This window comes from Streptomyces niveus (genome assembly GCF_001723055.1).
Lineage (GTDB): Bacteria > Actinomycetota > Actinomycetes > Streptomycetales > Streptomycetaceae > Streptomyces > Streptomyces niveus.
The window spans coordinates 1-8,078 of the sequence record NZ_MDCR01000206.1; the positions used below are offsets into that span (position 1 = coordinate 1).

An 8,078-nucleotide genomic window follows, 5' to 3' on the forward strand; every position below is an offset into this window, starting at 1 on the left:
GCGCCGGCCGGCGCACCGTGAACTCGCAGTCCACCAGCGCCAGTCGCAGCGCCACCCACTCCAGCGAGTCGGCCGAGGTGGCCCGCAGCCGGCAGCTGTCCGGGCCGGTCGGCTCCGGCACACCGAGCGAGGGCGGCAGCCGCGCCGCCACGAACTCCGCCGGCGCCGCGAAGCTCACATCCAGCTCGATCCGCGGCTGCGCCCGCGACATCGAGCTGCTCAGGAACTTCGCCGCGTCCCCCGTCGGTAGCTCCCGCGGCGTGAAACGGGCCCCCGTCGGAAACGGCTCGCCGACCCGGTCCAGCCGGAACGTACGCCAGTCCTCCCGCCCCAGGTCGTACGCGACGAGATACCAGCGCCTGGCCGTCGACACCAGGCGGTAGGGCTCCACCTGCCGCTTGGTCCGCGTGCCGTCCCCGGCGCGGTAGCCGAACCGCAGCCGTTCCGCACCGGTGATCGCGGCGGCGATGGCCGTCAGCGTCCGCGGGTCCACGCTGGCGGCGTCGCCCCGTACGAGCAGGGGCACCGTCGCGGCCTGGAGCGTGGAGACCCGGCGCCGCAGGCGCGACGGCAGCACCTGCTCCAGCTTCGCCAACGCCCGTACGGACGCCTCCTCGACACCGTCGATGGCATGGCCCGCACCGGCCCGCAGCCCCACCGCGATGGCCACGGCCTCCTCGTCGTCCAGTAGCAGCGGCGGCATGGCGGTGCCCGCGACGAGCCGGTACCCGCCGACCGCGCCCCTGCTCGCCTCGACCGGATAGCCGAGGTCACGGAGCCGGTCGATGTCCCGGCGAATCGTCCGCGGGCTGACCTCAAGACGCTCGGCCAGCTCGCTGCCCGGCCACTCGCGCGGGGTCTGGAGAAGGGACAGCAGATTCAGGAGTCGTGCGGGAGTGTCCGTCATGCGTTCCAGGGTGGCAGTCATCTAGGACATGATCTGGCCTATATGGTCAATAGCTTCCTCGCATGACTTCTCCAGCGACTTCTCCGGTCGCCGTACCGGACACCACCCCCGACCCCGCGGTTCCCCCGGCGCCGGCCACCGACCCGGCGCCCGCCACCGACCCGGCGCCCGGCGACCGCAGGCGCTGGCTGGCGCTGGCGGTGGTCATGACCGCGGCTTTCATGGACCTGGTCGACGTCACCATCGTCAACATCGCCATCCCCAGCATCGAACGGGACCTGTCCGCGAGCTTCGGCGCCATCCAGTGGATCACCGCCGGATACGCGCTCGCCTTCGCGGCGGGCCTGATCACCGGCGGCAGGCTCGGCGACATCTACGGCCGCAAGCGGCTCTTCCTCCTCGGCATCACCGGCTTCACCCTCGCCTCCGCGCTCTGCGGCTTCGCGGTGAACTCCGAGATGCTGGTCGCCTCCCGCCTTCTCCAAGGCGCGATGGCCGCGCTGATGGTGCCTCAGGTACTCGCGATCATCCATGTCACCTTCCCGGCGCACGAACGCGGCAAGGTCTTCGGCATGTTCGGCGCGATCGTCGGCCTCGGCGCGGTCTCCGGGCCCCTGTTGGGCGCGCTGCTGACCCAGTGGAACCTCTTCGGCCTCGAATGGCGCCCGATCTTCCTGATCAACCTGCCCGTCGGCATCGCCGGTGTGATCCTGGGCCGCAGGTTCATCAGCGAGTCCAAGGCGCCGAAGGCCCTGCGGCTCGACACGGTCGGCGTCGTCCTGGTGACCGGCGCGCTGCTGATGCTGATCTACCCGCTCACCCGGGGCCGCGAGCTGGACTGGCCGCTGTGGGGGTTCCTGTGCATGGCGGGCAGCGTGCCGCTGTTCGCGGCGTTCGTGGCGTACGAGAAGGCGAAGACCCGCAAGGACGGGTCACCCCTGGTGGAACTGTCCCTGTTCAAGGTCAAGAGCTTCGCCGCCGGCATCGCCGTCCAGCTCACCTTCGGCATCAGCCTCGGCATCTTCTTCCTGGTCTGGACGCTCTACATGCAGATCGGCCTCGGCTGGAGCCCGCTGCACGCGGGGCTGACCGGGCTGCCGTTCTCGCTGGCCGTCTCCACGGCCGCGGGACTCTCCGTACAGAAGCTGGTCCCGCGCTTCGGTCGCAAGGTCCTCCAGACCGGCGCGCTGACGATGGCGGCGGGCGTCCTGCTCTACCTCTGGGAGGCCGCACAGTACGGCGCGGACATCAGCACCTGGCAGATGGTGCCGCCGCTGGTCGTGATGGGCCTGGGGATGGGCCTGATCGTGGCGCCCCTGACGGACGCGGTGCTCTCCGACGTCCCGCGCGAGCACGCGGGTTCGGCGTCCGGCCTGATCAACACGGTGCAGCAGATGGGGACGGCCCTGGGTCTCGGGCTGGTGTCGGTGGTCTTCTTCGGGGTGGTCGACGACCGTCCGGCGACGTCCCCGTCGGCCGTGACGACGGCGTTCACGGACGGTTTCCAGAACGCGCTCGGGTGGGTGGCGGTGGTGCTGGTCGGCATCTTCCTGCTGATGTTCGCCCTGCCGAAGCGCCGCGCGGCCGGTGTGAAGAGCGTCACGTGACGGCGTGAGGGGTGCGGGGCTTCCGGCCCCGCACTCCGGCCGTCGGCCGGCAGCCGTGACCCGGCAACCCCGGCCCACCCCAGACTCCGCGCGCCCACATGTGTTTACTTCCGCGATCCACGCCCGTAACGTACCCCCGAAACCACAGACTCGGGCATCGAACGGACTCAAACCCACATGTACGCACCGGAGCGCCAGCAACAGATACTGCGCCTCGCCCGTGAGGGCGGTCGCGTCGACGTGCTGTCGCTCGCCGAGGAGTTCCAGGTCACCGCCGAGACCGTGCGCCGCGACCTCAAGGCCCTCGACCGCGCCGGTCTCGTACGCCGCGTCCACGGCGGCGCCATCCCCGCCGGCCGCCTCGACTTCGAGCCCGACCTCGCCGAGCGCGAGTCCACCGCCGCGGACGAGAAGGACCGCATCGCGCTCGCCGCGCTCGCCGAACTGCCCGGCACCGGCAGCGTGATACTCGACGCGGGCTCGACCGTCGCCCGGCTCGCCGCCCAGCTCCCGCTGGAGAGCCGGCTCACCGTCGTCACCCACGCGTTGCCCGTCGCCGCGCGCCTCGCCGACCACCCCGGCATCGACCTCCACCTCGTGGGCGGCCGGGTCCGTCACCGTACGCGCGCCGCCGTCGACGCGTGGGCCCTGCGCGCGTACGGCGAGATCCGCGCCGACGTCGTGTTCCTCGGCACCAACGGCTTCTCGCCGGACGGCGGCCTCACCACGCCCGACCTCGCCGAGGCGGCCGTCAAACGCGCCCAGGTCGCGGCGGCACGCCGCGTCGTACTGCTGGCGGACTCGGCCAAGCACGGCCAGGAACACTTCGCCCGCTTCGGCGGCCTCGCCGATGTCGACCTGCTGATCACGGACACCGGGCTGGCCCCCGCCTCACGAGCGGCGATCGAGGCCGCTGGTACGGAGGTTCGCAGTGTCTGAGAGGTACGCCGCCGCCCGGAGGAACCCCGCCGCCCGGAGGAACCCCGCATGATTCTCACCGTCACCCCGAACCCCAGCCTGGACCGTACGTACGAGATACCCGCCCTCGCCCGCGGCGAGGTCCTGCGTGCCACCGTCGAGCGGATGGACCCCGGCGGCAAGGGCGTCAACGTCTCCCGGGCGGTCGCGGCGGCCGGCCACCGCACCGTCGCCGTGCTCCCCCTCGGCGGCGCCCCCGGCGCGCTCGTCGCCCAACTCCTCGCCGGCCAGGGCATCGACGTAGCCCCCGTGCCCATCGCCGGGGCGACCCGCTCGAACATCGCCCTCGCCGAACCGGACGGCACACTGACGAAGATCAACGCGCCGGGCCCCGAACTCACCCCGGCCGAGTCGGAGGCCCTGCTGTCCGCGCTCCGCGCGCACGACGTGGGCGCGGCCGGCGACTGGATCGCCTGCTGCGGCAGCCTGCCGCGCGGGCTCGCCCCCCAGTGGTACGCCCAGCTCGTCGAACGCGCCCACGCCGCCGGCGCCCGCATCGCGCTCGACACCTCCGGCGCCTCGCTGCTGGCCGCGCTCAAGGAGCGTCCGGACGTCGTGAAGCCCAACGCCGAGGAACTGGCCACCGCCGTCGGCCGCCCGCTCGCGACCGTCGGCGACGCGCTGAAGGCCGCCGAGGAACTGCTCACCTACGGTGCCAGGTCCGTCCTCGCCAGCCTCGGCGCCGACGGCCAGCTTCTCGTCTCCGAAGCGGGCGCCCACTTCGGAGGCGCCCCCGTCGCCGCCGTCCGCAGCAACGTCGGCGCCGGTGACGCCTCCCTCGCCGGCTTCCTCGCGGCGGGCGGCACCGGCCCGCGGGCCCTGGCCTCCGCCGTCGCCCATGGCGCGGCGGCCGTCCAACTGCCGGGCAGCGTGATGCCGTCGCCCGCCGATCTCGACCCGGGGGCGGTCACCGTGTCCGCCGACATCCCCCTGGACCGTCCCCTCTCGGAGCCCGCCCCATGACCCCTGCGCGTACGTCCCCGAACCCGAACCGTCCCTCCCGAAGGAGCCCGCGATGAGCGACATGATCACCGCGGACCTGGTCGACCTCGACCTGGCCGCACAGACGAAGGAAACCGCGGCCCGCTCGCTGGCCGAACGCATGGTGGCCCTGGGCCGGGTCACCGACCTGGACGGTTTCCTGGCCGACGTGGCCGCCCGCGAGGCGCAGATGCCGACGGGGCTCGACGGCGGGATAGGCATCCCGCACTGCCGCAGCGAGCACGTCACCGAGCCGACCCTGGCCTTCGGCCGCCCGGCGGAAGGCATCGACTTCGGGGCGCCCGACGGCCCGGCGGACCTGATCTTCCTGATCGCGGCCCCGGCGGGCGCCGACGACGCGCACCTGACGATCCTCTCCGCCCTGGCCCGCCGGCTGATGGACCCGGACTTCACGGCGGCGCTGCGCGCGGCGACGGACCCGGCGGCGACCGCGAGCCTGATCAGCGGCGACACCGCGCCCCCGGCGGCGCCGGAACCGGCCGCCGCCGCCGCGGCCGAGGAGCCCCCGCCCGCCGCCGCGCCCGTCCCCTTCAGGGTCGTCGCCGTCACCTCCTGCCCCACCGGCATCGCCCACACGTACATGGCCGCCGAGGCCCTGGAGCAGGCCGGCCAGGCCGAGGGCGTCGAGATCGTCGTCGAACCGCAGGGCTCCGCCGGATTCACCCGGCTCGACCCCGCCGTCATCGCCGCCGCCGACGGCGTGATCTTCGCCCACGACGTACCGGTACGGGAGAAGGAACGCTTCGCCGGCAAGCCCACCGTCGACGTCGGCGTCAAGGCGGGCATCAACCGCCCCGCCGAACTGCTCGCCGAGGTCCGCGACAAGGCCGCCCGCGGCGAGACCACCGCCCCCGCGGGCACCGGCTCACCCGTCGACGAGGCGGGCGGCCCCGGCGAGGGCTACGGCACCAAGCTGCGCAAGTGGCTGATGTCCGGCGTCAGTTACATGGTCCCGTTCGTCGCGGCCGGCGGACTGCTCATCGCCCTCGGCTTCGCCATCGGCGGCTACACCATCGACAAGGCGCCCTCCGTCGCCGAGCACTTCGTCTGGACGGACTCCACCAGCTGGGCGGCCCTGCTGTTCCAGGTCGGCGGCCTCGCGTTCAGCTTCCTCGTGCCGGTCCTGGCGGGCTACATCGCGTACGGGATGGCCGACCGCCCCGGTCTGGTCCCCGGCTTCGTCGGCGGCTCCATCGCGCTCACCATCAACGCGGGCTTCCTCGGCGGTCTTGCCGCGGGTCTCATCGCCGGTGGCACCGTCATGGCTATCCAGCGGGTCAGGGTGCCCGCCGCGCTGCGCGGCATCATGCCGGTCGTCGTCATCCCGCTGATCTCCTCCGCCGTCGTCGGTTTCCTGATGTTCCTGGTGGTCGGCAAGCCGATCGCCGAGCTCCAGAAGGCCCTCACGGACTGGCTGTCGGGGCTCTCCGGCGCCAACGCCGTCATCCTGGGCGTCGTCCTCGGCCTGATGATGTGCTTCGACCTGGGCGGGCCGCTCAACAAGGTCGCCTACGCCTTCGCGGTTGGCGGCCTCGCCAACCCCAACGACGGCAGCCTGAAGGTGATGGCGGCCGTGATGGCGGCCGGCATGGTCCCGCCGCTCGCCATGGCGCTGGCCACCGTCGTACGCGGCGGCCTCTTCAACCGCACCGAGCGCGAGAACGGCAAGGCCGCGTGGGTGCTCGGCTCCTCGTTCATCACCGAGGGCGCGATCCCGTTCGCCGCGGCCGACCCGCTGCGTGTCATCCCGTCGGCCATGGCCGGCGGCGCGGTCACGGGCGCGCTGTCGATGCTCTTCGAGTGCACCCTGCGGGCCCCGCACGGCGGGATCTTCGTGCTCCCGCTGATCGGAAACCCGGTGCTCTACCTGATCGCGATCCTGGCCGGTACGGCGGTCAGTGCCGCTCTCGTCATCCTGCTGAAGGGCATGGGCGGGCGCGGCGACGGCAAGGCCGTGGAGGGCACGCCCGCCACGGAGTCCGGGACCGCGCCCAAGGTCCCGGCCACCGTCTGAACAGCCGTCCGAGCAGTCGTCTCACCGAGTCGGGCGACCCGGTCATCTGACCCGCGCGCGGAGCTCCATGGCTTCGCGCGCGGTGCTCTGCGCGGCGTACACCTCACACATATGACGGCCGTCGGGCGTCGCCGTGTGCTCGACCTCCCACAGGCTTGTCTCCGTGCCGTCGAAGAGCAGGAACGCGTGCTCGTAGAGCGTGAACCCCGCGTCCTTGCCCTCGACATGGCCGTATCTGCCGAAGACCTGGGTGATCTGGTGGGCGAAGGCGGCCCGCAGCGGTCCCGCGACCTCCTCGCCCGGCCGGTCCACGTTCTCCGCGCGGCGCAGGACACGGCGCGCGTGGTCGGCGGAGTTGTCCGGCAGGTACACCCGGGGCAGCGGTGTCTGCGGCGCTGTCAGCAGGCCGCTGAGCAGGTCGAGATCGGCCGCGAGGTCGGACTCGAAGCTCGGATCGAGACTGACGCCGAGGCCCGACTCGAAACGGGACCCGAAGAGCGGGTCGGCGGGGGCGGCGGGATCGAGGGGATCGAAGGGATCGGACGAGGGGCGGCGCAGCCGGGAGGCGGCCAGGCGTACCTCGTACTCGTCGGTGTAGAGCTCGTGCTGTTCGGCGCCGTCGCGCCCGGTGTTGTGGACCAGCTCCCAGAGGGTGAGGGCGGTGCTGTCGGCAAGCAGGTAGGTGTGCCGGTAGGTCTCGCGATGCAGTCCCGCACTGTGGTGCGAGGAACGCAATGAACTGGCGTGTGCCAGAGCGGAGTCGAGCCGCTCGATCACGGTGTCGGGCAGATCGAAGGAGTTGAGTGCCCGACCCAGGAGACGCTCCAGATGCGTCTCGCTTGTCTCATACGGATCGTTCAAGGTGGGTCTCCAGGCCGTCGCCACATGTCACTTGGTGATTGCATAACGTAGCCCCTGGGACTGACATTGCGTCCCAAGTTCGGTAAAACGATTGAGGGCGCGCAAGAAGTTCCTTCAAGCCCCCCTCAACTCCCTTGCGCCGCCGGTCAGTCCGTGCCGTACAGATCGCGGTACGCGGGGAACGTGCCGCCCGGCCCCTCGACCCCCTCGGCGACCACCATCGCCCGCACGATCGCCCTGGTCACGGCGTCGGCGCCGGCCGCGAGCAGCTCGTTGAGCGCCAGCGGATCCGCCGGGTCGAGCGTGCGTTCCCCGGTCGCCAGCGCGAAGACCGTGTCGCCGTCGTTGAGCAGATGTACAGGACGGACGGCGCGCGCGATGCCGTCGTGCGCCGTCCCCGCGAGCTTCTGCGCCTGCGCCTTGGAGAGGTCGGCGTCGGTCGCCACGACGGCGAGCGTGGTGTTCAGCGGAGGCGGCCCGCCACGCTCCCGCAACTCGGCGAGCCGCGCGAGGGCCGCCTCGTGCACACCGGCCTCCGGATAGCCGGGACGGCCCTGGAAGTACCGCCCGTACAGCACACCCGTCAGCGGATCGACCGCGGAGCCCGCCGCGTTCGCGACGACCAGCGCCGCGACGGTGATCCCGGAGGGCAGCAGCACGCTCGCCGTACCGACCCCGCCCTTCAGCTGCCCCACCAGCGCCCCGGTCC

At 72.3% G+C, this 8,078-nt stretch carries 7 protein-coding genes; 4 read left to right on the forward strand and 3 right to left on the reverse strand.

All coding sequences use genetic code 11. From position 1 onward, the window contains the following. Positions 1-907, reverse strand: a 907-nt coding sequence (locus BHU15_RS23590) for a helix-turn-helix transcriptional regulator (protein WP_069629037.1), incomplete at its 3' end; no start/stop codon positions are given. 62 nt (positions 908-969) lie between these two features. Between BHU15_RS23590 and BHU15_RS23595 the strand changes: the two genes are divergently transcribed. The 4 genes from BHU15_RS23595 (at position 970) to BHU15_RS23610 (ending at position 6,508) form a co-directional block, all read left to right on the forward strand. After that, complete coding sequence (locus BHU15_RS23595; RefSeq protein WP_069629033.1) at positions 970-2,514, forward strand: MFS transporter; 1,545 nt, start codon at positions 970-972, stop codon at positions 2,512-2,514. A 177-nt stretch (positions 2,515-2,691) separates the two neighbouring features. Further along, positions 2,692-3,453 (forward strand): DeoR/GlpR family DNA-binding transcription regulator, encoded by a 762-nt coding sequence (locus tag BHU15_RS23600; protein WP_069629034.1) that lies wholly within the window; start codon positions 2,692-2,694, stop codon positions 3,451-3,453. Between the two features lie 48 nt (positions 3,454-3,501). Then, positions 3,502-4,455 carry a 1-phosphofructokinase gene (gene pfkB / locus BHU15_RS23605; protein ID WP_023541039.1) on the forward strand — a complete coding sequence of 318 codons (954 nt, stop codon included), beginning with the start codon at positions 3,502-3,504 and terminating at the stop codon, positions 4,453-4,455. 52 nt (positions 4,456-4,507) lie between these two features. Further along, complete coding sequence (locus BHU15_RS23610) at positions 4,508-6,508, forward strand: PTS fructose transporter subunit IIABC (RefSeq protein WP_069629035.1); 2,001 nt, start codon at positions 4,508-4,510, stop codon at positions 6,506-6,508. A 42-nt stretch (positions 6,509-6,550) separates the two neighbouring features. Here the strand turns inward: BHU15_RS23610 and BHU15_RS23615 are convergent, their stop codons facing one another. Next, on the reverse strand, positions 6,551-7,369 hold the full coding sequence (locus BHU15_RS23615; RefSeq protein WP_069629036.1) for a DUF6227 family protein: 819 nt from the start codon (positions 7,367-7,369) through the stop codon (positions 6,551-6,553). Between the two features lie 146 nt (positions 7,370-7,515). Continuing rightward, positions 7,516-8,078 (reverse strand): P1 family peptidase (locus tag BHU15_RS23620; RefSeq protein ID WP_141726868.1); only part of this gene is annotated, 563 nt, incomplete at its 5' end.